Origin of the sequence: Robertmurraya sp. FSL W8-0741, from assembly GCF_038004005.1 — a bacterium.
Lineage (GTDB): Bacteria > Bacillota > Bacilli > Bacillales > Cytobacillaceae > Robertmurraya > Robertmurraya siralis.
Genome location: NZ_JBBOQG010000001.1, coordinates 4,713,550 through 4,736,420, shown reverse-complemented (window position 1 = coordinate 4,736,420; position 22,871 = coordinate 4,713,550). Strand labels below are relative to the sequence as shown.

25 protein-coding genes and 1 pseudogene are annotated in these 22,871 nt (G+C 38.0%); 22 read left to right on the top strand and 4 right to left on the bottom strand.

Translation table 11 applies throughout. The annotated features are described in order from the left end of the window. Window positions 1–10 precede the first annotated feature (10 nt). The 13 genes from NST02_RS23075 to NST02_RS23015 all read left to right on the top strand — a co-directional run bounded on the left by NST02_RS23075 (window position 11) and on the right by NST02_RS23015 (window position 10,755). Window positions 11–1,378: an ethanolamine ammonia-lyase subunit EutB gene (locus tag NST02_RS23075; protein ID WP_095312905.1), complete on the top strand. Its 1,368-nt coding sequence runs from the start codon at window positions 11–13 to the stop codon at window positions 1,376–1,378. 16 nt (window positions 1,379–1,394) lie between these two features. Then, a complete protein-coding gene (gene eutC / locus NST02_RS23070; RefSeq protein WP_137744702.1) occupies window positions 1,395–2,291 on the top strand; it encodes an ethanolamine ammonia-lyase subunit EutC in 897 nt (298 codons plus the stop codon). Between the two features lie 21 nt (window positions 2,292–2,312). Continuing rightward, window positions 2,313–2,966 (top strand): ethanolamine utilization microcompartment protein EutL, encoded by a 654-nt coding sequence (gene eutL, locus NST02_RS23065; protein ID WP_095312902.1) that lies wholly within the window; start codon window positions 2,313–2,315, stop codon window positions 2,964–2,966. Between the two features lie 13 nt (window positions 2,967–2,979). After that, a complete protein-coding gene (locus NST02_RS23060) occupies window positions 2,980–3,561 on the top strand; it encodes a BMC domain-containing protein (protein WP_137744701.1) in 582 nt (193 codons plus the stop codon). After that, window positions 3,558–5,015 (top strand): acetaldehyde dehydrogenase (acetylating), encoded by a 1,458-nt coding sequence (locus tag NST02_RS23055; protein WP_212934315.1) that lies wholly within the window; start codon window positions 3,558–3,560, stop codon window positions 5,013–5,015. The genes NST02_RS23060 and NST02_RS23055 overlap by 4 nt, the downstream gene beginning before the upstream one ends. An 86-nt stretch (window positions 5,016–5,101) precedes the next feature. Next, window positions 5,102–5,386, top strand: coding sequence for a propanediol utilization microcompartment protein PduA (gene pduA, locus NST02_RS23050; RefSeq protein ID WP_095312896.1), 285 nt, complete (start codon window positions 5,102–5,104; stop codon window positions 5,384–5,386). Window positions 5,387–5,493: 107 nt separating this feature from the next. Next, a complete protein-coding gene (locus NST02_RS23045) occupies window positions 5,494–6,255 on the top strand; it encodes a cobalamin adenosyltransferase (protein ID WP_340949877.1) in 762 nt (253 codons plus the stop codon). A gap of 23 nt (window positions 6,256–6,278) precedes the next feature. Then, a complete protein-coding gene (gene eutD / locus NST02_RS23040; RefSeq protein WP_095312985.1) occupies window positions 6,279–6,908 on the top strand; it encodes an ethanolamine utilization phosphate acetyltransferase EutD in 630 nt (209 codons plus the stop codon). 11 nt (window positions 6,909–6,919) lie between these two features. Next, complete coding sequence (locus NST02_RS23035) at window positions 6,920–7,558, top strand: hypothetical protein (protein ID WP_142946955.1); 639 nt, start codon at window positions 6,920–6,922, stop codon at window positions 7,556–7,558. A gap of 1 nt (window position 7,559) precedes the next feature. Beyond that, window positions 7,560–7,826 carry a EutN/CcmL family microcompartment protein gene (locus tag NST02_RS23030; RefSeq protein WP_095312889.1) on the top strand — a complete coding sequence of 89 codons (267 nt, stop codon included), beginning with the start codon at window positions 7,560–7,562 and terminating at the stop codon, window positions 7,824–7,826. 136 nt (window positions 7,827–7,962) lie between these two features. Then, the gene (gene eutH / locus NST02_RS23025) at window positions 7,963–9,057 is read left to right on the top strand and encodes an ethanolamine utilization protein EutH (RefSeq protein ID WP_095312887.1); all 1,095 of its coding nucleotides are present in this window, start codon (window positions 7,963–7,965) and stop codon (window positions 9,055–9,057) included. A gap of 15 nt (window positions 9,058–9,072) precedes the next feature. After that, window positions 9,073–9,540 carry a cupin domain-containing protein gene (locus tag NST02_RS23020; protein WP_095312885.1) on the top strand — a complete coding sequence of 156 codons (468 nt, stop codon included), beginning with the start codon at window positions 9,073–9,075 and terminating at the stop codon, window positions 9,538–9,540. A 333-nt stretch (window positions 9,541–9,873) separates the two neighbouring features. Beyond that, complete coding sequence (locus NST02_RS23015) at window positions 9,874–10,755, top strand: hypothetical protein (protein WP_340949876.1); 882 nt, start codon at window positions 9,874–9,876, stop codon at window positions 10,753–10,755. A 342-nt stretch (window positions 10,756–11,097) separates the two neighbouring features. On the opposite strand, the gene NST02_RS23010 is transcribed toward NST02_RS23015, so the two are convergent. After that, on the bottom strand, window positions 11,098–11,790 hold the full coding sequence (locus tag NST02_RS23010) for an excalibur calcium-binding domain-containing protein (protein ID WP_095312881.1): 693 nt from the start codon (window positions 11,788–11,790) through the stop codon (window positions 11,098–11,100). Window positions 11,791–12,702: 912 nt separating this feature from the next. Between NST02_RS23010 and NST02_RS23005 the strand changes: the two genes are divergently transcribed. The 4 genes from NST02_RS23005 (at window position 12,703) to NST02_RS22990 (ending at window position 16,353) form a co-directional block, all read left to right on the top strand. Next, window positions 12,703–13,707 (top strand): ATP-binding cassette domain-containing protein, encoded by a 1,005-nt coding sequence (locus NST02_RS23005; protein ID WP_408014809.1) that lies wholly within the window; start codon window positions 12,703–12,705, stop codon window positions 13,705–13,707. After that, window positions 13,704–14,507, top strand: a complete 804-nt coding sequence (locus NST02_RS23000; RefSeq protein WP_095312877.1) for an ABC transporter permease — start codon at window positions 13,704–13,706, stop codon at window positions 14,505–14,507. Before NST02_RS23005 ends, NST02_RS23000 begins: the two co-directional genes overlap by 4 nt. A 95-nt stretch (window positions 14,508–14,602) precedes the next feature. Beyond that, the gene (locus tag NST02_RS22995; RefSeq protein ID WP_095312875.1) at window positions 14,603–15,283 is read left to right on the top strand and encodes a response regulator transcription factor; all 681 of its coding nucleotides are present in this window, start codon (window positions 14,603–14,605) and stop codon (window positions 15,281–15,283) included. Window positions 15,284–15,471: 188 nt separating this feature from the next. Beyond that, window positions 15,472–16,353: a sensor histidine kinase gene (locus NST02_RS22990; RefSeq protein ID WP_235879563.1), complete on the top strand. Its 882-nt coding sequence runs from the start codon at window positions 15,472–15,474 to the stop codon at window positions 16,351–16,353. Between the two features lie 131 nt (window positions 16,354–16,484). Here NST02_RS22990 and NST02_RS22985 read toward each other — a convergent pair whose 3' ends face one another. Beyond that, window positions 16,485–17,417: a helix-turn-helix transcriptional regulator gene (locus NST02_RS22985; protein ID WP_212934309.1), complete on the bottom strand. Its 933-nt coding sequence runs from the start codon at window positions 17,415–17,417 to the stop codon at window positions 16,485–16,487. 100 nt (window positions 17,418–17,517) lie between these two features. Here NST02_RS22985 and NST02_RS22980 point away from each other — a divergent pair, with 100 nt between their 5' ends. Both NST02_RS22980 and NST02_RS23845 read left to right on the top strand, forming a co-directional pair. Then, window positions 17,518–18,000, top strand: a complete 483-nt coding sequence (locus tag NST02_RS22980) for a GyrI-like domain-containing protein (protein WP_095312871.1) — start codon at window positions 17,518–17,520, stop codon at window positions 17,998–18,000. 265 nt (window positions 18,001–18,265) lie between these two features. After that, window positions 18,266–18,454 (top strand): annotated as a pseudogene (locus tag NST02_RS23845) (transposase); the annotation flags it as partial. Between the two features lie 195 nt (window positions 18,455–18,649). On the opposite strand, the gene NST02_RS22970 reads toward NST02_RS23845, so the two are convergent. Continuing rightward, window positions 18,650–19,102, bottom strand: a complete 453-nt coding sequence (locus NST02_RS22970) for a hypothetical protein (RefSeq protein ID WP_137744214.1) — start codon at window positions 19,100–19,102, stop codon at window positions 18,650–18,652. An 88-nt stretch (window positions 19,103–19,190) separates the two neighbouring features. Beyond that, window positions 19,191–19,670: a hypothetical protein gene (locus tag NST02_RS22965; RefSeq protein ID WP_244988981.1), complete on the bottom strand. Its 480-nt coding sequence runs from the start codon at window positions 19,668–19,670 to the stop codon at window positions 19,191–19,193. Window positions 19,671–19,875: 205 nt separating this feature from the next. Between NST02_RS22965 and yhfZ the strand changes: the two genes are divergently transcribed. Genes yhfZ through NST02_RS22950 form a run of 3 tightly spaced genes read left to right on the top strand, consistent with a single transcriptional unit; the run spans window position 19,876 to window position 22,851 of the window. Further along, window positions 19,876–20,802 (top strand): GntR family transcriptional regulator YhfZ, encoded by a 927-nt coding sequence (gene yhfZ, locus NST02_RS22960; RefSeq protein WP_095312865.1) that lies wholly within the window; start codon window positions 19,876–19,878, stop codon window positions 20,800–20,802. 56 nt (window positions 20,803–20,858) lie between these two features. Then, window positions 20,859–21,734 (top strand): phosphotriesterase family protein, encoded by an 876-nt coding sequence (locus NST02_RS22955; RefSeq protein WP_095312863.1) that lies wholly within the window; start codon window positions 20,859–20,861, stop codon window positions 21,732–21,734. Between the two features lie 10 nt (window positions 21,735–21,744). Further along, complete coding sequence (locus NST02_RS22950) at window positions 21,745–22,851, top strand: aminotransferase class V-fold PLP-dependent enzyme (protein ID WP_340950040.1); 1,107 nt, start codon at window positions 21,745–21,747, stop codon at window positions 22,849–22,851. Window positions 22,852–22,871: the final 20 nt, after the last annotated feature.

Sequence of the window (22,871 nt, the reverse complement as noted above, 5' to 3'; positions counted from 1 at the left end):
GAGGATTTCTGTGATTTTAAAAACGAAGCTTTTCAATAGAACTTATCAGTTTAAAACAATTAATGAAGTAATGGCGAAAGCAAATGAGGAAAAGTCAGGTGATAAGCTGGCTCAGATTGCCGCTGAGTCAGCGGAGGAAAGAGTCGCTGCTAAAGTAGTCGTTTCAAACTTAACATTAGCTGATTTACGTAATAATCCAGCGGTACCCTATGAACAGGATGAAGTAACGAGAATTATACAGGACTCGGTTAATGAAAAAATTTATAGCGAAATTAAAAACTGGACGGTTCAGGATCTCCGTGAATGGATTTTAGATGAAAACACAACAGAGTCCATGATAAAACGTGTTTCTAGAGGACTAACATCGGAGATGGTGGCAGCAGTGACCAAATTGATGTCTAATTTGGATTTAATTTACGGCGCTAAAAAAATTAGAGTTACTGCCACAGCTAACACTACGATAGGGCTTGATGGAACATTGTCAGCCCGTTTGCAGCCAAACCATCCGACAGATGATCCAGATGGGATTATCGCCTCTATTATGGAAGGGCTAACGTACGGAGTTGGGGATGCGGTTATAGGCCTGAATCCAGTAGATGATTCAGTCGAAAGCGTATCAAGAGTTTTGAAGAGATTCGATGAGTTTAAGTTTAAATGGGAGATTCCAACGCAAATTTGCGTCCTCGCTCATGTTACGACACAAATGGAAGCTGTACGAAAAGGAGCTCCTACTGATTTAATTTTCCAATCCATTGCTGGTTCTGAAAAAGGGAATACAGCATTTGGCATAAACGCAGAATTATTGGAGGAAGCACGTCAATTAGCTTTAAAGGAAGGAACGGCATATGGACCGAATGTTATGTATTTTGAAACCGGACAAGGTTCTGAGCTTTCGGCAAATGCACACCTCGGAGTAGACCAATTAACAATGGAAGCTCGCTGCTACGGACTTGCTAAAAAATTCGATCCATTCCTTGTTAATACCGTTGTAGGATTTATTGGACCAGAATTTTTATACGATTCAAAGCAGGTTGTTCGTGCAGGTCTAGAGGATCACTTTATGGGGAAATTAACAGGAATTCCTATGGGCTGTGATGCATGTTATACAAATCATATGAAAGCCGATCAAAATGATATTGAAAACTTAGCGGTGCTTTTATCTGCTGCCGGCAATAACTATTTCATGGGAATCCCGCATGGAGATGACGTCATGCTGAACTATCAATGTACAGGCTACCATGATACGGCAGCATTAAGAGAGTTGCTAGGACTAAAGCCGATAAAGGAATTTGAGCAGTGGATGATGAACATGGGCTTCATTGATCAGAACGGAAAACTAACTTATAAAGCAGGAGACGCATCAGCATTCTTAGTATAGGAAGGAGGAAAAAATCATGGTAAATGAAAACGAAATTAAAGCCTATATTGAAAATATTTTAAGGGATATGGTTGGCGGAAGTGAAGAAGAAAAGAAACCAGCGAATGCGGCTGTTGCATTAAAAGACGAACAAGGTGGGAACGAATGCGACACTGGATGCATTGATGACATTACTGAATTTGACTTGAAGAAACAGTTGCTAGTACCAGAGCCGATGAATCGTGAGGGCTATTTAAAAATGAAAGAAATGACTCCTGCAAGATTGGGAGTGTGGCGCTCGGGACCTCGCTACAAAACCATTACATCATTGCGCTTTAGAGCGGATCATGCTGCTGCACAAGACGCTGTCTTTTCATACGTCCCAACAGATTTTGTTGAGAAGAACGGACTTGTGCAAATTGAAACTCTTTGTAAAAACAAAGATGAATATTTAACACGACCAGATTTAGGAAGAGAGTTCTCTAAAGAAATGGTCGAGAAAATGAAAAAAGCCTGTGGCAAACCGAAAGTTCAGCTTGTGATTGGAGATGGACTAAGCTCAGCGGCGATTGAAGCCAATATGGAAGATGTTGTTCCAGCGATTAAGCAAGGTTTAAAAATTTACGGTATTGAGATTGACGCTATTTTATTTGTGAAACATTGCCGGGTGCCGGCAATGGATGTGATTGGCGAGGAAACAAATGCAGATGTTGTTTGTTTACTTGTTGGGGAACGACCAGGACTTGTAACTGCAGAATCGATGAGTGCTTACATCGCATATAAACCGACAGTAGATATGCCGGAGGCGAGAAGAACTGTAATCTCAAATATTCACAGAGGTGGAACCCCGCCTGTGGAGGCAGGAGCTCATATAGCGGAAGTGATTAAAACGATGCTTGATAAAAAAGCTTCGGGTATAGATTTGAAAAAGTAGAGGACGGAGGAGAGAGGATAGATGAAGAACGAAAGACTGCAAGCAAATATCTTAAGCGTGAAGATCATCTCCAATATCAGTCCTGATATGGCCAAAGAATTGGAATTGAAACCATATCATAAAAGTCTTGGCCTCATCACAGCTGATACGGATGATGTAACTTACACTGCATTGGATGAAGCTACGAAAGCGGCAGATGTTGAGGTTGTCTACGCAAAATCACTTTATGCAGGAAGCGCCAATGCTTCCACCAAACTAGCTGGAGAAATAATTGGGATTTTGGCTGGTCCAAGCCCGGCAGAAGTGCGAAGCGGTCTTAATGCAGCAGTGGACTTTATTGAAAACGGCGCTCATTTCATCAGTGCAAATGATGACAATTCGATTCCCTATTTTGCCCATTGCGTATCAAGAACAGGCTCCTATTTATCTCAAGTAGCCGGAATTAAAGAGGGGGAGGCGCTTGCATACTTAATAGCGCCACCACTTGAGGCAATGTATGGCTTAGATGCAGCCTTAAAAGCGGCCAATGTTACGATAGCAGCATTTTATGGACCTCCATCAGAAACTAACTTTGGAGGTGGCTTATTAACAGGAAGTCAATCTGCATGCAAAGCAGCGTGTGATGCATTTGCAGAAGCAGTCCAATTTGTTGCAGAAAATCCAACAAATTATTAGGAGCTAAGAAAAAATGAAAACAACTTCTCTTGGGCTCATTGAGGTTAAAGGGTATGTAGGTGCGATTGAGGCTGTAGACGCTGCCTTAAAAGCGGCGAATGTTACTTTGTTAAATATGGAGAAAATAAGCAGTGGTCTTGTGACCGTGAAGCTCATAGGCGACGTAGCGGCCGTGCAAGCAGCGGTTGACGCTGGAGGAGAAGCGGCAAAAAAGGTTGCGTTATTAATTTCTTCCCATGTCATTCCAAGAGTACATGAAGAAACAATGAATGTGCTCAAGCATTCAAACTTCAAGCGTGTTAATGAAACAGCGCAACCAAATCGTAAGGAAGACGAACTGGAAGTAATAGACGTGGAGGCTGCTATATCTGCTGAACAAAATGAAGAGGAGCAGAAAAAAGGTCCTCTCAGCAATCCGGTTTCCAATGATTTTATCGCTGAACAAGAGCTTGAAAGCCTAACGGTGGGAGAATTGCGAAAATTAGCTCGCTCATTTCATTTAAAAGATGTCAGTCCGAAAGATATTAAGTATGGTAGAAAAGATTTTTTAATACAAAAAATAACGGACCATTATCGAGAGGAGGAAAGTGAATGAAACTCAAGGATAGAGATTTGCTGTCTATTCAAGAAACGCGAGATTTAATTGTCAAAGCCAATGCAGCTCAGAAAAAGCTGGCGCAATTAAGCCAAGAAAAACTTGACCTTATTGTCAAAGCGATCGCTGATGAAGCTTTCGAAAATCGAGAAAAATTAGCAAAGCTTGCAGTTGTGGAAACCGGGTTTGGCAATTGGAGAGATAAAGTAATAAAAAATGCTTTTGCTTCTCAAGCTGTTTATCACTCTATTAAAAATTTAAAAACAGTGGGAATTATTAAAGAAGACCCAAGCCAGAAGATAATAGAAATCGGTGTTCCGGTTGGTGTGATTGCTGCCCTAATCCCTTCAACTAATCCAACATCAACCGCCATTTATAAGGCGCTGATTTCCATTAAGGCGGGGAATGCGATTATTTTTTCACCACACCCAAGTGCCTTAAATTGCATACTGGAAACGACGAGAATTATTAAGGAAGCTGCTGAGAAGGCTGGATGTCCGGAAGATGCGATCAATTGTATCTCAAATGTGACACTTCAAGGAACGGATACATTGATGAAACATGATCAAGTTTCCTTGATTTTAGCAACAGGTGGTTCGGCTATGGTGAAAGCTGCCTATTCTTCAGGAACTCCAGCGATAGGGGTCGGACCGGGGAATGGTCCAGCATTCATTGAGAAAAGTGCTGATATTCCACTAGCTGTCAAAAGAATTATCGATTCCAAGACCTTTGATAATGGGGTCATTTGTGCATCTGAACAGTCTGTCATAGTTGAAGAATGCATTCGTGAAGAAGTAATGGCCGAATTTATGGCACAGGATGCTTATTTCTTATCCTACCCTGAGGGAAGAAAACTTGAGAAATTCATCCTTAGAGATAATGGTTCGATGAATCCGGCAATCGTGGGCAAAACAGCGGAACAAATAGCTGACTTAGCTCAGATTTCAATTCCAAAGGGTACAAAAGTGCTTATCGCAGAAGAGACGAAGGTCGGGAAGAATGTACCGTATTCGCGAGAGAAGTTGGCTCCCATTCTAGCCTTTTATACTGAAAAGGATTGGGAAGCAGCGTGCGAAAGATGCATTGAAATTTTGCATAATGAAGGAGTCGGCCATACGATGGCTATTCACTCACAGAACGAAGATGTCATCAGGGAATTCGCTTTAAAGAAACCAGTTTCTCGGTTATTGGTCAACACTTCAGCTACTCTCGGCGGTATTGGTGCTTCCACAAGTCTTGTTCCAGCACTTACTTTAGGATGTGGAGCGATTGGAGGCGGTTCAACCTCTGATAATATCGGTCCATTAAACTTAATTAATATTCGCCGTGTTGCGTGGGGTGTCAAAGAACTGGAAGACATCCGCGGAGATAAGAAGCCTGAGAAATTCGATGATCATCCGCATAAGGAACTTATCGAAAGAATCTTGAAGCAAGTGCTAGAAGAAATGAAATAGGAAGAAGAGATGATTGCAAAAGGCATCATTTAGCAATCGTATCTTTCTTAAATAAATGAATTTAATTGAAAGAGGAGGAAATAAAAATGGCAAACGCAAATGCATTAGGAATGGTAGAAACGAAAGGTCTTGTTGGAGCAATTGAAGCAGCGGATGCAATGGTCAAGGCTGCGAATGTAACACTAATTGGCAAGGAACAAATTGGTGCAGGTTTAGTAACAGTTATGGTTCGTGGCGATGTGGGTGCTGTAAAGGCAGCAACAGATGCTGGGGCTGCAGCAGCAGAGCGTGTAGGAGAACTCATCTCAGTGCATGTGATTCCACGTCCTCATACGGAAGTGTCCGCTATTTTGCCAAATGTAGAAGAGTAAGAAGCAGGGGCTGATCCGGTAGAAAAAATTTCAGGTGAAAAAGCCTAATTATTCGTCCAAAAGCTTTTCTATCAGGGTTAGCCCCCTTTCAAAAGGAAGTGACAAATTTGGCTGGACTACTCACGGAGAGTGAATTACGAAAGCGATTAAAAGGACAAGATCTAAAAGCCTTTAAAACGATTGACGTTCCTAAAGGGACAATTGTCACCCCTTCAGCTAAAGGTTTTTTGAGTGAGCATCATATTCAACTTAACTACATTGAGGATACTTCTGAAATGAATATAGAAGTGAGAGAGGAAGTACAAAGAAGCTCTCACTATAAATATACAACCCTTTATGGAGGGGTTTTGGAAGAAAAGCCAGAGCATATGACGTCTTTATACGGCAATGTTTTAGTATTTAAGGATCATAAACGAATTATTTTTAGAGGGAAGCTTGATTCGTTAGAGTCAAAAATCTTGGAGACACAAACTTCGTTTCATGCATTAAAGTGCAAAAGATTAGTGGCAGATTTGCAAGAGATATTGGAATTTGTACGGCAAATCTTAAGGTGTGAAGTGCTGGAAGAAGAGCTGCAAGAGCTTTCCTTGCAGAATATGAACGAAGCGGAAGTGCGAGAAATCTCCCATAACCCACAGAAATATTATGGCATAGCCCACTTGATTCCTGATTATAAGATGGGTGAAGTTTTGGTGAGATTAAATACACTGCGAAGTACAACGCGTGAAACAGAGCTAGCGGCGTACGAGGCCTTTAAAGAGGAGACAGGTGAGGCAAAACGAAATGATATCATCTTAGCTTTAAATCGCCTTTCGTCTTTATTCTGGATTATGATGCTTAAATATCACGCAGGGCAGTATAACCCGTAAGGAGGATGCTGTGATTGACCGAAATGAATATGGAAAGATTAGTTGATACTGTCATTGATAGAGTTATGGAAAGGTTTATTGAAGTTGAAGCTTCAGGCCGACATATCCATTTAAATAGAGAAGCAGTTAATCAGTTATTTGGAGAAGATTATAAGCTAACGAAGATGAAAGATCTTTCACAGCCAGGTCAATTTGTTTGTCGAGAAAGGGTAACGATCATTGGACCGAAAGGGAAATTAGAAAATGTAGTTATTCTTGGACCTGAACGAAAGCATTCTCAAGTTGAGATCTCTTTAACTGACGCTGTATCGATCGGGATCAATGTGCCAGTTCGAGAAAGTGGAAAGATCGAAAATACCCCTGCCATTACAATAAGGGCAGAACGGAATGAAGTAAAAGTGCCGCAGGGGCTTATCGTTGCGAAAAGGCATATTCATATGAGTCCAGAAGATGCTGTTCGATTTGATGTTAAGGATCAGGAAACGGTACAGGTGCATGTTTATGGGAAACGTCCGCTTATTTTTGATGATGTGCTAGTTCGTGTAAGCGATCGTTATCGTACAGTCCTTCATATTGATTATGATGAAGCGAATGCATGCGGATTTTATAAAGGTACTTTAGGTCGCATCATTAAGAAAGAACCTAAAGGGTGATGATGATGGAAATGAATGATTTAGTTGATCGATTGTATGAAGAAATCGTTAAAAAGCTAAAAAACAAAGAAGAAATAAAGACGACGGTTTGCGTTGTTTCTTCTACAGAGGAATTGGAGCTAGAAGAAGCTCTTAAAGAACAGTACAATCTCGTGTACTTTGCCGAAGACATGGAAGATAGCGAGTTTGAGAGGATTATCATCCCTCGCTTATCCATCAAAATGTTAGCAAATCTAGCTAATGGAGTGAGCAGCACTCGCGAAGAAGAATTTATTCTTACTTCACTTTTAAAAGGGAAGAAAGTTGCTGTTCTGCGTAAAGGTGTTGAGTATTATGCGTACAAGCAGTCATCACCGGCACCATTATACAAAATGTACAACGAGTATGAAAAGAAACTCGAAAAATTTGGCATCTCTTTTGAAGCTGAAGGCTCAAATGTACATGTGGAAATTGAGAGGGATGAAGAAGTGGATTCATCCGCAAAAGAAATTTACTTTTTTAAGAAACGGCTCATTACAGAAGCCTCTTTGCAGAAGCTGTATTTGCAAAATACAAAAGAAATTATGATTGATAAAAATAGTATTATCACGCCATTGGCAAAGGATTTTATTCGTACCCACCATTTAAAAATTATTGAAAGTGGGAAGTGAAATGAAGGTTGGAAAAGTAGTTGGTAGTTTATGGGCAACAAGGAAGGATGACAAATTAAATGGTCTGAAGTTTCTTGTAGTCAAGCCAATTTATGGTCATGATAATGAGCTGTTTATTGCTGCCGATAATGCGGGTGCTGGAGTAAATGATTTAGTGTTAGTGACGACAGGTGGAGGAGCGAGAGCATCCCTCGAAAATTCCCAAACTCCAGTTGATGCAGTTATTGTAGGAGTAGTCGACTCCATCGAAATTGAAAATGAGGAATAAGAAACGAGCGGCGATCGAAGAAAAATTTTGAGGTCTTTCTCCAAGAAGTTGAACCGGCGATCACTTCAGATGCGAATATGTACCATCTCGTTCATCATCTGGAAAATCTCGAACAAAAAATCGGGGGAATCCAATTATGGGAATAAATGAAATTATCGTTTATTTAATGGTTATTTTTATGGTTATAGGTGCTATTGATAAATGTTTAAATGGCAAGCTGCGATTAGGAGAAAAATTTGAAGAGGGCATCAATGCAATGGGCTCCTTAACATTGGGGATGGTCGGAATTATTGTTATCGCTCCGGTGCTTGCGAAAGTATTGAGTCCAATCATCGTCCCCATTTATGGATTTTTAGGTGCAGATCCTGCCATGTTTGCAACCAGTTTACTAGCTATTGATATGGGAGGATTCCAATTAGCTGTTGAAATGGCAGGAACGGAAGAGGCTGGCCTTTTTTCGGGCGTTATTTTAGGCTCGATGATGGGGGCGACGATTGTTTTTTCCATCCCGGTGTCATTAGGGATCATCAGAAAAGAGGATCATAAGTTTTTAGCTACAGGGATAATGGCAGGAATGATCGCAATTCCAGTTGGCTGTTTTATCGGAGGAATGGTAGCAGGGTTTTCAATTGGAATGATCTTGAGTAATCTGGTTCCGATCATTTTAGTAGCTGTTTTATTGGCTCTCGGTTTATGGAAGATTCCAGAAAAAATGATAAAAGGATTTACGGTCTTTGGACATGGAGTTGTTATTGTCGCAATACTCGGATTAGCTATTGGAATTATTCATGCTCTAACGCCGCTTACACTTATCCCGGGTACTGCTCCAATTGAAGAGGGTATTGCCATCGTAGGTAGCATTGCCATCGTATTAGCCGGTGCTTATGTCATGGTAGAAGTCATTGTAAAGCTCTTTAATAAGCCTCTTATGAAGTTGGGAAAATTCCTTGGTATGAATGAGGTTTCCGCAGCAGGTATGGTTGCTACATTGGCAAATAATATTCCGATGTTTGCGATGATGAAGGATATGGATAATCGAGGAAAAATCATCAATGTGGCCTTTTCGGTGTGTGCTGCCTTCGTAATCGGTGATCATTTAGGGTTTGCGGCAGGAGTTGCTCAGGATATGATCTTTTCAATGATTGTCGGTAAATTAGTGGGAGGCGTTACCGCCATCATCTTTGCCACTTTTATTGCCAACAGTATGTATGGAAAACCTGAAAAAAATTAAACGGAGGTGAACGGTTTGCAAGCGTTGGATAAAGCATCGTTAGAAAAGTTAGTAAGAAAGCTGATCGCCGAGCAGTTGGGCGGTGATGAAACGAACTCTATAATAGATAAAACCTCTGATCCAAGCGGGATTATTTCTGTTCGTGTGCCAACTGTTAAAGTATCTGAAAAAGATCGTTTAAATACAGGTAATAATCAGGATTTCGTTTATACAAAAGACCTGTTTTCCTTGGATGAAAGCCCAAAATTAGGCTGTGGAATAATGGAGATGAAAGATACGACGTTTGATTGGACATTAAATTATGATGAAATTGACTACGTTATTGAAGGCCAGTTGGATATTATAATCGATGGCAGAAAAATGAGTGCTTCGCAAGGAGAAGTAATCTTCATACCTAAGAGGAGTAAAATACAATTTTCTGTTTCAGGCTTTGCCAGATTTCTATATGTGACTTTTCCTGCTGATTGGGCTAATCAAGCATAAAATATGTCTAGAGATCGTACAGCTTTAGAACTGGCTTCGAAATAAAGACAAAATCGCAAATTTTGACGTGATATCCAGTTAATATTGCTATTTTAAATGGTTAGCTCGCAGCTTGAGTGTTCCAGCTTAAAATCAAAACGGTCGTTTATGAATAAATGACGGAAAAGAATCTTTCTACAAATTTACTTTTGTGGGAAGGTTCTTTTTATTTATAATGATAAATGGTTCAGATAATGGTAACCCTTTTTTTACTCATGTTAAGCTGTATATCCTTAATAACTACTAAAATATTCCGATATAAAGGAAAAATATGTTTATTGGGGAGGATGGAATATGGAAATCCAATCTAGATCTGGGTCAAGTCATTATCCAAATATACAGCTTCGAAATGGTCACCATCAAAAGCCGCAAATGTATACAGTCAAAGATACCAATTTTGTACGTTATGATTCGTTGGAGCTTAGTTCAGTGACGCCAACGAGAGAACTTCCGGAAGATGCGATTCACCACGTGACCCCTCACTTTTTCTTTAATAGTGAAATTAATGCTTCTCTTGATAAGGTAGTAGAAAATAAAAGTGAAGAAATAAAGCGGACGGTATATCAAATAATAGAGTTTAATATTTTTCCAACGAATATGGATTATAGTGATGAGGAAAGGGCAGCTTTATTAGAAATGGGCTTGTCACAAGCTGATTACTTGGCAGAGCATTATATGTCTAAAGGGGAATCATCGGAGTTTATGAAAACAATGAATTTATTGGCTGCTCTATCAAAAACAAGAGAGGTTGATCCGAAAACAGGTACTGCAAGATATGCTGAACTACCTCAAAGACCCGTTGGTGCTCCAAGTGATTATATTTCAACTAAGGATTTAATGAAAAGGTTTGATCCGGAATTGTATGGGAAATTGCAAGCTGAATTGGAGGGTGGGGGCACTAATTTTGCCAGTATTCTCATTCAATTTACACAAAAAGCAAAGGCTCACCCTGAATGGAGAGAACAATTCCTGTCTGAGCAAAACAGTCGTATGACAGCGTTGGAAAATACAACGATTACGAACCGGTTTAAAGGGATAAGCACAGCCAATATTCATGAGTTTGTCACAGAAATGAAGGAAATAATGGAAAAGAGTCAGTTCACGAACAATGATTTTTTATTTAACAATTTAGTAAATTTCTCTAATAATATAGAAAAAATACATAACGGCTTATGATAGGATCTAGTTAACGTATTGTGTAAATTATTTTTCCACTGTTTTCAACTACTTATTTTAAACCGCACAGGTTGAAGGCCCAGATGCTGTTCGCAGGACTTTAGAAGGATATATCGGGGAATAACAAAGCTTTAGCTCTTCGTTTGAGAGCTAAAGCTTTTTAGTCGTTTAGTGTTGAACTTATTTCATGAGGGCACCTACTTTTAACGCAAACCTTCTAAAGTTTAACACTGTTATGATTGTCGACATCGATTGCTTTACCAAGGACACTCTGCTCTTGAAAGCGAAGACAGTGGAAATGAAAATCTGCTTCTCAAAAAGGAATTTTCATTAATGGCTTTTTTATCTTTCACAGGCCCAATTGTCTTTGTCCCGATCCATTTTTGGCTGATAGGCGGGGTGATCGGATGCAACGCCGTTAGGGTAGACTTTTCTTAATTCTGTACAGTTCGCGAAATATTCTGTTGTATTTGCAGTGGTTGTTGTCTTTTGACTTGAACTCCCGCTAGAAGACGAGTTCTTAGGTGCTTTTTTTGATTGTGAAGAAGCTGTAGAAGCGGTAGTAGTTGTTTTACTTGCTAATTGTCCGTTTAAAGAGGTGATTTTGTCTTCTAAAGATTTATTTTTTTCCTCAAGCTCGGCAATTTTTTGAGTTAGATTCTCTTTTTCTAGTTCTGCTTTCTCGGCAGCCTCAGCCTTGGAGGCGAGCTCCTGAAAATCGTTATTTAATTTTTCGTTTGTTCCAGCTAAATCCTTAATATTTGCCTCATATTCTTTTATCGTATCTTTAAGTTCCTGATTCTCCGCAAGAAGTGTCTTGTTTGCTTCCTGTGCTTCTGCAAGCTGTTCTTGGGTCTCGTTGTCTACGCTGGATGTACCGATAATAAAGAGAAGCAAGCCGCCGATAAACGCTGGATAGAATGTCTTTTTGGAAAGCTGTTTATTACGATTTTTGAGTTTACGGAAAAAATGAATGAATAAATAAAGCAATGAAAAGAAAAATAGTAGAGAACCGATCGTTGCGATTACTGCCATATTGTACCTCCTCCAATCGAGATTATTATTTAGTATAAATTCACTATGTTTATAGTAAAATTATACATTATAGTATAAACGTGTCAATCGCAATTAAATACAAGCTTTAGCTTTGTTAATTAATAATGTTGCCCAAACGATTCTTGGTTCACAAATCTCTTATTTAAAAGCCGGTTGAGGATGATGCACGCTGAGAACGATCAAGTCTAGAGCTGCTTTCTTTCAAAAAATGTCAACCAAGGGACGCACTCGATGGGAAACTCGAATCAAGTAGAGGTTCAGTCCGAATAAGATTGTTTCCTATACTATAATCGGGAAAGATTGTTAAGGATGCAGTTTAGCATTAATAGTGGGGAACCTTGCCACAAGTATATGCGGTTTAGATATTGCCATAGATATCAGACTAATTAATGAAATTAAATAAACATTTTTACTGCTTAAATCATTTTATTGGATGGATTCATATATAGTTTTTAGAATACGAAAAGAAGATTGGACGAACTCAAATAAAAATGTCATTATCAATATTTATTTTTTAGATAATATTTTCTATATATATGGGTTAAACAGGCTAAATCCTTCAAAAGCCTCAAATGCTATTTAATATTTATTTACAGTTCTTAAGATCTAATTTCCTTTGACGTTATCGGTTTCCGTTTAGATAAAATAGCATGGGAATGATAATCAGCAGGCTGAGGATTCGAAATAAGATTTGCAGCTTCAGTATTTACATATAGGTTGTAAATATTGTGAGCTTACCATATATAACGTATAAAAAACGAAGCACAGAGATGCTTCTTTTTTTATGAACGTAATTTCTGTAACCTCCTAAATAAAAGTTCACACTCCGTTCATAATGTAGATTTAATATACACCTAGATAATATTGAAAGGGTGAATGTATATGAATGATATGATGAGCAAAATTAAAATAATTGAAAATAGCGAGTATGCTGTGCAGGCAAAGGGGTTAATTAAACAATTTGGAGACCATAAAGCAGTTGATGGAGTCGATTTGCGTGTCCCTAAAGGGATGATCTATGGCGTGTTGGGGCCAAATGGGGCGGGGAAAACGACTAGTATCAGAATGCTAGCGACCTTATTAAAACTAGATGGAGGTACGGCAAAAATCTTTGGATATGATGTGGAAAAGGATCCACACCTTGTTCGCCAGTTAATTGGCGTGACAGGGCAATATGCCTCTGTGGATGAGTCTCTTAGTGCTACTGAAAACTTAATTATCTTTTCACGGTTATTAGGTTTGGGGCGTAAAGAGGCAAAAAACAAGGCAGTAGAATTATTAGAGGAATTTGGTCTAACAGAGGCAGCGAAACGTCCATTAAAACATTTCTCCGGTGGAATGCGTCGCAGGCTAGACTTAGCAGCTAGCCTTATTTCTCAGCCTCCGCTGATCTTCTTGGATGAACCTACTACTGGATTAGATCCAAGAACTCGTAATCAAATGTGGGAGACGATTCGTCGCTTAGTGAATGGGGGCTCTACCGTGTTACTGACAACACAGTATCTACAAGAGGCAGATGAATTAGCAGACAGGATCGCTGTTATTGATCGTGGTCAAGTGGTCGCAGAAGGTACCGTAAATGAGGTAAAACAATCCGTAGGGTCTTCTTCCTTACATTTGAGTATGAAAAATGATAATGATAAGCAGCGTGCACTTTCACTAGTAGAAAAAGTACTCAATGTCCAGTCCACCGTATCAATGGAAGGTGGTAAGATTATAGCACCAATGAAAGATGCTAATAGAATGACAGATTTACTCTTAGCTTTTAGGGAAGCAGATATTCCGTTAGAGGAATTCAGTGTGCAAAAACCAACACTAGATGAGGTCTTCTTATCCATTACTGGTCAAACAAATGTTGGTTCCGACAATAAAGACAGTCAGGAGGTATCAGCATGAGCAACACAAGTACTAATGCACTCAATCGACAAAGAAGTAGTTTTCGTCAGTCTGTAAGAAATTCATTTACAATGGCATATAGAGGTTTAATTAAAATTAAACGAACACCAGAACAATTAATTGATGTAACATTACAGCCTATTTTGTTCACACTGATGTTTACGTATATTTTTGGTGGGGCTATTGCTGGGAATGTCAGTAACTATTTACCTATTATTATTCCGGGCATCCTAGTCCAAACTGTTATTACGACATCTGTAGTGACGGGTGTACAGCTACGTGAGGATATGGATAAAGGGGTTTTTGATCGATTTAAGTCATTGCCAATCGCACGGATTGCTCCATTAGCTGGTTCTTTGTTGGCTGATACAGTACGTTTTACCATTGCTACAACACTTACTTTTACGATGGGATATATAATGGGATATCGGCCTGAAGGTGGATTCGCATTTCTTCTGCTTGCAGGATTACTTGTTATTGTTTGTGCTTGGGCAGTTAGTTGGATTTTTGCGTTCTTAGGTGTTATTGCCCGCACAGCTTCAAGTGTACAAGGGATGTCAATGATTGTACTATTTCCTTTAACATTTTTGTCTAATGCATTTGTGCCTGCAGAAACGTTACCGAAGCTATTGGAATGGTTCTCAAACATCAATCCCGTTTCACATCTAGTTACAGCAATAAGAGAGTTAACTAATTCTGGTATAGTAGGATGGGATTTTGCTATCTCTCTTATAGGAGCAGCAGTTATCGTAGCAATTTTTGCACCACTTACAGTACGAGCCTACATGAAACGCGCATAATGTAATCATTAATTATAAGTGATAAGATACCATTATTCATCAGTCCGTAACTTCTGAGGTTAGATAGTTAGAGAAAATGAAAAGGAATGAGTAAGATGGCAAAAATAGTTGTAGTTGATGATGATCCACATATCCGAGAATTATTACGTGCTATTCTTGTGAAAGAAGGTATAACCATCGTAGAAGCAGAAGATGGAGAAAAAGCACTTTCTATTCTCGAGAAAAATAATATTGATTTGGTTATCCTTGATATTATGATGCCAAATATGGACGGATGGGAGTTTTGTAAAGAGGTAAGATCTTATTATTCTGATACGCTTCCCATTTTGATGCTAACTGCCAAAGGAGAAACAACGCAAAAAGTAAAAGGTTTTAATATAGGAGCAGATGATTATTTAGTCAAACCTTTTGCCCCGGCTGAACTTGTGGTTAGGGTTAAGGCGCTTCTCAAGCGGTACCAAATTAGTATTTCAAATAAAATAGAGATTGGAAATATTGTCATTGATCGTGATTCGCATAAAGTCTCAGTAGGAAACGAAGAAGTGACCTTACCTTTAAAAGAATTTGAGCTATTGTTTAAGCTTGCAACACATCAAAGGAAAATACTTTCAAGAGAACAATTGATTGAAGATATATGGGGTTTTGACTATGAAGGTGATGAAAGAACGGTTGATGTTCATATTAAACGCCTAAGGCAACGGTTCTCTCATGAGGCATGCCCTTTTAAGATTACGACTATTAGAGGATTAGGTTACCGACTGGAGGAAAATAAGTGAGCTGGTCTAAAAAATTGCTCAGGGTAATAAGTATAATGGGGGTCATCCTTCTGCTCCCTTTGTGTTGGCTGTGCGCGTATTGGATAACAGAGTGGGTATGCACTTTGTTACAGGTTACTCTTCATGACCTAACCAGACAGCTGATCATATCTTCTTTAGGATTTTTCATTTTTTTAGGGTTGATCTTTATGGTGAGTAGAATTCCTTTGATAAAAGCAAGGCAAGAGCAATTCGTATTACCACTGATTCATGCGATGAAAATGATGGCTCAAGGTAATTTCAATATTGATCTTTCGTTTTATGAAAAACAATTTGGTGACTTTAATAATGAAGATCATCCTTACTATAAAATTATTCATAATATAAGTCATATGGCAGACAAATTAGGAGAAATGGAAGAAATACGCCAGGAGTTTATTTCCAATGTATCGCATGAAATTCAGTCTCCTTTAACTTCGATTAGAGGTTTTGCACATACACTAAGAAATGATCATTTGACAAAGGAAGAAAGAGATCATTATCTGAAAATTATTGAGAAGGAAAGTGTAAGACTGTCTAAGCTGAGTGAGAATTTATTAAAGCTGACTTCATTAGAAGCAAAACATGTCCAATTAGAAAAACGAAAATACCGATTAGATCATCAACTTCGACGAATTATTCTAGCAAATGAACCACAATGGTCGGAAAAAATGATTAATATGGACATCTCGCTTGATAATATAACCGTTACTGCCGATGAGGATATGATGGAACAGGTTTGGACCAACCTAATTCATAATAGTATAAAATTCACCCCTCATAATGGCACCATTGACGTAAAGGCATTTCTTTCAGAGCAAGGACATGCTACGGTGGTAATAAGAGATACAGGAATTGGCATAGATAAGGAAGCACTAACACATATTTTTGAACGCTTTTATAAAGCGGACAAATCTCGGAATAGGGAAGCAGGGGGCAATGGTCTCGGCCTCTCTATCGTCAAAAAAATTCTTGAATTACACAATAGTAAAATTTCGGCTAAAAGTGAAAAGGGAAAAGGAACAGAAATGATGGTTTTAATGATAACTTAATACAGTAAAAAATTACCAATTGGGTTTGTCAAGAAAAGTGTGTAAGTTATTCTAGATATTTATTTACACATTCTTGACAAGCCCTAGAAGGATAAAAGTACTGTTTATTTAATCAAAAACAATGTTTTTTCCTAATTATTTTCGTATCGTTGCGCTATTTCTCGCAAATATCTTTTGAACTTTTCTCTAATCGTAACGGGTTCAATGATTTCGCATTTGTTTCCAAACCTAAGTAATACATTGTATCCTTCTTCATTATCTACAATTGGATATTTCGCTATATATTCACTTTCTTTTTTCTCAACTATATACTCTTCTCCGAAACGCTCGATGACTCTATCCCTAATAGATTTATCAATTTTTATCATCACAGGTACTTTTTCTTCCATCCAGTCTGAGCCATCCATGCGTATTGGTGCAAATTTTCTTGGGCTAAATGTTTCATCCGAAATCGTTACTTTTTCCATCCTAGCCACTTTGAATATTCTATAATCATCTCTTTCCATACTAAAAGCTTGTAAATACCAGCTGCTTTCTTTGAATACTATATGGTAGGGCTCTACTTTTCGAAGAGAATTTTGACCATTTTTGTCCATGTAATTAAATATTAGATATTGAAAATTAGACATTGCTGCTTCAATTTTACTGAGTATATCTCGTAATGAATGATTCCCTTCATTTAGCGTTAAATCAACTGAAACGCGTTCGTAATGAACATTGTGTGATAGGTTTTCATTGTTCTCACTCATGCTGTGCAGTTTAGTCAAAATAGTAGAAATTTCTTTATTCTGCAGTAACTGTTGATAACTTTGTAAGCTAGTTATTATTTTATGGACATCTTTAGGAGTAAATAGCTTTCTATCAACTTTATAGGAATTCATCAAGCTCACACCACCGTTCGAACCCCTAGTTACCACAATTGGCAATCCTGCCAAATTTAAAGTATCAATGTCTCTAAATATGGTTCTCCTACTTACCTCCAGTTTTTCAGCAAGCTCACTTGTAGGGACATTATCTCTTTCTAAAAGAATCATAATAATCGCGATAAGACGTTCTATTTTCATAAAAAAAAAATCACCTCATTATTAATTATGACAAACAGGTGTCATAAATGGAATGCTATATTAAAACGGTCATTAAATACATTAGAGGGAGGAATTGTTCGTGAACAATTTCAAAGTCGAAAAAAAAGCTTCATTTCGTTTCGTAGGATTTAAGACAAAACTAGAGGGAGCATCATTCATTCACTCGGACGAATTTTCTGATCAAAAAACGGAATTCTTCAAGAGTGTGGTTCAAAGTGGAAAGATGGCATCTCTTCAGCCTATTTCTGAGAGTAAAAATGGCTATGCTGTAGTAAAATCGGATGGAAAAAACACTTTTTACTATGCTGGTGTATTAACATCACAACCAGTAAAAGCTGATACAGAGGAGGTTTTGTTTAAAGAAGGAGACTATCTTGTTCTTTCAGGAAAAGGAGGTCTATCTCGATTGGCTTTTGATAGACTTGAAGATCAAGCATTTAACGAAATTCTTAACAAAGAATTTCCATATGAACTTCATGGAGAAGCCATTGTTGAAATTTTACTAAATGGAAATCCACTTGATTCCGAAGTAGAATTATGGGTTCCGGTTAAAGCTAAATAACGGGGTTAAAATTTAAAAGCTTGATTTGTTTAGCAAAAGAGACGCTAATCCAAGTAGGATGGTGTCTCTTTTTAATAACAAAATAAGAAGATGGCGCGATTATTGTAGCCTATTTGTCTAGTACCTTGTTAAAAATACAGAGCTATTAGACTTTTTATATTTTCGGAAGTGAATAAATTTTTATTTTGATTAATGTTAAGTGATATAGATTAGTTTATGAAGGTATTTGGTAAAGACAAGTCATTTATGGAGAAGTATACGAGAAAAGGGTGTTGAAATTATAAAAGCAATAGCATGTAAGGATCACGCACATATACTAGTGAGTATACCCGAAAAATAAGTGTATCTCAGTTTGTGGGATATGTAAAAGGAAAAAGTAGCTGAATGCTATTTGCTCGTCATGCAATTTTAAAATATAGATAAGGAAAAGCGGAGATTTTGGTGTACAGGATATAAGGAACGAATTCGACGGCAAAACCCGAACTGAGTAGAGATTTAGTCCGAATACGAAATGTAATCGACCGAAAAAACCAAACCGAGTACAGGAACAGTCCGAATAAGCGATGTATTTTATCAGGGGTGGACGTGCAAATTTGCAGGGAAAAATAACAAAGAAGCACTCGAAGATCATAAGTGTTTCTTAAATCAATCACTCTGAATGTGAATGGCCGATGAATAATTGATAACCATACAAAATAAGCGAGATGGTCATGGACACGAGCAGATGGTGAAAACGCGTAAACCTAACATATTTGATAAAGTTTATTTTTTCGAAAAATGTAATAATGGGAAAGGCATAAATTAGATTTTGAATCAAATTTGTTAGTATATACAGCCAAAACTTCCCAAAAGTAAATCTAAAGATCCATAATGCTCCGACAGGAAATGCCCCAAGAACAATCGATAATAAAGTGAGAATCTTTGTTTTTGAACTTCCTTTAAATTTCCAAAAATCGTAGTGGGTCCCAACAAAAACAATAATTAATGTTAATAAAGAGGCAAGAATTGAAACGGGTAAAAAGCGTTTAAGTAATTTTCTCGGAATAATGAATACGCTCGCCCAAGAAGAAAATAGAAAAATTCGCATAAATGATAGCAACATTAATTCCCACTCCTTCCTACATCTACATCATAGCTTTCGCAAAGGAGAGAAAATTATGTGAAAATCATTTGAAGTTTCTGCAGCCATCTTACTGCAATGATTGTGCGCTTTCTTTCATAAAACCATAAGCTTTTGTATTAGAAAAGTCTTCTTCATGATAATCGAGACTTTCACAAGCAAAAAAGAGATGTTCTAGCCAATCAAGATCATTTTGTTCTATTGCTTCTAAGCATGCATTTTCAATATATGGCAATGCAATTTCTTTTCCGAGGGAACGAAATAATTCAATTGCTTCAAGGGCACCGGGCCAATTTCTATCTTGCAGAAGTGCTGCCAAGCGGGGAAGTGCTTTCTTATTAGATGGATACCCCATGATTTTCAACACTTGTACCCCGTTCTCCCAGCATTCCTTTCCGTATTTCGGGAGGATCATATCGGCTTTATTTGGATCTATTTTTGATAAAATGTCAATTGCTTCTTCCTGATTTTCCTTTGGCAATAACCAGTTCAAATTATAAACATAATATAAAATGGCTTCATCTTCTAATTCAATGAACTTTGTCATCATAACGACCTCTCTTTTTACTCAGTTTTCCATCATATTATTTAACATTGCTATAAAATAGAAAAAAGAGCGAGTTTTGTTTTTTAGCCTCTCTTTGTTCATCTGTAACTTACAGTATACAAAGAAAATAAGCTATTGAAAAACTAAATGGAAGCGTTTATAATTGTAATATACAAAATATAGTATATTGTTTATGGAGTCGATGTAAATGTGGGAAAAATTGTATTCGAAAAATGGATTGGCAGCAAAAATTATTGCACAGGAACTAATAGAACTAGAGATTGGGGAAAAGATACCTCGAGTTGCGGATTACAGTGAGAAACTGAATTTCGGAAGAGGGACAGTACAAAGTGCATTAAGTTTACTTGAAGAAATGAAAGCTATTAAATTGGAACCAAGAGGTCATTTAGGGACTTTTTTAATGAGGAAGGATAATGATTTGCTTCGTGAAATTGCAGGGATATCTCCATTAATTGGTTCCATGCCATTACCATATTCAAGGAAATATGAAGGGTTGGCTACAGGAATTATTGAGGCATTTGAGTTTTTAGGAAAAAAAATTTATTTAACTTATATGCGGGGCGGACTTAAGCGGATTGAAACAGTCCGTACAAAAAGAAGCGATTTTGCTATCGTTTCGAAGGTCACAGCTGAAAAAGTGCTGGCTGATTATCCCAGTTTGAAAATAATGAAGGAACTAGGAACAAATAGTTATGTGTCAGTTCATAAAATTTTCATATCAGATCCAGCAATAGAAAGTGTAAGAGATGGTATGAAAATCGGGGTAGATTTAGATTCCCTTGACCAGAAGAGTTTAACCTTTGCAGAATTTGAAGGGCGTAATGTTGAATTTGTAAACATTAATTATATGCAAATATTTGACATGCTCCATTCTAAAAGTATTGATGCGGCAGTGTGGAATATGGATGATCGGAGGATGAGCAGCTCTTTTAAAGCGATTGACTTTGAATCTCCCACTGCAAAGGAAATATCTGAAGGGACATCAGAGGCCGTTATTGTTATTGATGGAGAACGTGAAGATGAAATAACCGATAAATGGAACTCTGTTGAAATTCAAAGGGTTTTAGAGATTCAAAAAAGCGTAGAATCTGGAGAAAGATTGCCAAGCTATTAGTCTTTTATCCGATGTGACATCCGCTTCATCCAAAAATGAGAAGGAGTGTTAGTTTGATGTTGGAGTATGGAATTACTTATATGCATGAGCACACAACGATTGACTTATCAGAATTAAAATGTAATGAAGACTGTCAATTAGACGTCTTTTCTGAAACAGTGAAGGAATATAAAAAGCTATATGAAAAAGGTGTTCGTAACATTGTCGATGTCACGAATTTTGGCATGGGGAGAAATATCCCTTTTGTTCAAAAAGTGTCTAAAGAATCTGGGATTAATATTATTTATGCAACAGGGTTTTACCAGGATAAATTTTATCCCATCCAGGTTTTTCGTGAATCAAAAGAGCAGCTAGCAGAGAGAATGTTCAAAGAAATTCATGAAGGCATAAAAGGAACGGAAGAGAAAGCAGAAATTATCGGGGAGATTGGTACAAGTTATAATAATTGGACTGAAGCAGAGAAAAAGGTATTTGAGGCGGTCGTCATGGTCCATAAGGAAACAAATAAACCGATTACTACACATACTTCACTAGGAACGCTCGGACATGAGCAGGTTGAGTTTTTCAAGAAGCATGGCGTTGACTTAAATCGAGTGATTATTGGACATGTTGATTTAACAGGGGATTTCGACTATATCCTGAAAATTATAAAAGAAGGAGCATACGTCGAATTTGACACGATTGGGAAAGAAAATTACATGCCTGATCAAGTGCGCGCTGATATTTTAAAAAAACTCCAGGACTTAGGATATATCGACAGAGTATTGTTATCAATGGATATTACTCGAAAATCCCATCTAGAATATCAAGGTGGATTGGGCTATTCTTTCTTATTGGATCATTTCATTCCACGTTTGCAGCAAAGTGGATTAACAGATGAATCCATCGAAAAAATGTTAATTAAGAACCCAATCGCGTTTATGGAAGGTTAAGGTGAATGAAATGGACACATGCCCATTGAAGAGCATTTCTCTGGAAGAAGCTATGAAGAGGCAATTTAAGTTAGTTGATATTATTACGAGACATTTTCACGGGGAAGAGCTGCTTACATTAGGTGATCTGGGTGTTGTAAAGGGACTTAACAAACCACGGTTTACAAAAAAAGTAGAGGCGGCGTTAGCAGAGTATTTTGGTGCTGAGAAAGCAATGCTCGTACGCGGGGCCGGTACCGGGGCACTGCGTTTCGGATTTATGAGTTTCTTAAAGCCAGGTGATAAGCTTCTGGTGCATGATGCACCGATATATCCAACTAGCAAGACGACACTAGAATTTATGGGTGTTCAGGCGGTTCATGCAGATTTTCATAACCATGAGCAAATAAAAAATGTGATTGAGCGTAACCCAGGTTTAAAAGGAGTGCTGATCCAGCATACACGTCAAAAGATGGATGATCATTACGATCTAACTGAAACGATCGAGGCAATCCGTTCAGTGAGTCCAAATCTAACCATCATCACGGATGATAACTATGCAGCGATGAAAGTAGAGAAGATTGGTACACAAGCTGGAGCAGACTTAGCTACCTTTTCACTATTTAAATTACTGGGACCAGAAGGAATCGGATTAATTCTTGGAAAAGAACGCTTTATTAATCAAATAGAAAAATTAAACTATTCAGGTGGTAGTCAAGTTCAAGGATACGAGGCTTTAGAGGCAATTCGTGGACTTGTTTATGCACCAGTTATGTTAGCGATTCAGGCGAATGTCAACGAAGAATTAGTAAGGCTTTTAAATAATGGTGAAGTGGCAGGTGTAAAAAAAGCTTATCTTGCTAATGCCCAATCAAAAGTATTATTGGTAGAGCTGGCTGAGCCGATCGCTGAGGAGGTTTTGAAACAAGCAAATGAATTAGGGGCAGCTCCTAACCCTGTAGGAGCAGAATCTAAATATGAAATCGTCCCAATGTTCTATCGAGTATCAGGTACATTTCTTGCTGCAGAGCCTTCACTCGCAAAAAGGATGATTCGCATCAATCCATTAAGAAGTGGTGTTGAAACGATTGTTAGAATACTACGAACATCGATAGAAAGGGTAACAGAGAATCGTTAACTTAACACTTTGGAGGAAGG